At 76.2% G+C, this 336-nt stretch carries 1 pseudogene; it reads left to right on the top strand.

The window, feature by feature from the left end:
- Positions 1 to 323 (top strand): annotated as a pseudogene (locus tag G3I65_RS47395) (DUF917 family protein); the annotation flags it as partial.
- Positions 324 to 336: the final 13 nt, after the last annotated feature.

The raw sequence follows: 336 nt of genomic DNA, 5'->3' as shown, positions 1-336 counted from the left end.
CCGGGCAGCACGGCAGCCCGGGCTTCGGCCGCGGCAGCGTCACGCTGGCCGACCACCGCGACGGCGCGCTGCTGCGGCTGGAAATGGAGAACGAATACCTGCTGGCCCTGCGCGACGGGGCTCCGGTGGCGTCCACTCCGGACGTCCTGTCGGTGCTCGACCACCGCACCGGCGCCCCGGTGTCGTGCGACGCGATCCGCGCGGGCGTGGAGGTCGACGTGGTCCGCCTGGCGGCCGCGCCGTTCTGGACCGACCCGCGCTGGCTGCCGGTGGTGCACCCGCGCGCGTACGGCATCGACTGCGACCCGGTGGGGCTCCCGTGAGCCTGCGGCGGGT

Source organism: Amycolatopsis sp. SID8362 (assembly GCF_010550475.1).
Classification (GTDB): Bacteria; Actinomycetota; Actinomycetes; order Mycobacteriales; family Pseudonocardiaceae; genus Amycolatopsis; species Amycolatopsis eburnea.
Note: the sequence above shows the minus strand (reverse complement) of the source record. Positions and strands in the feature narration are given on the sequence as shown.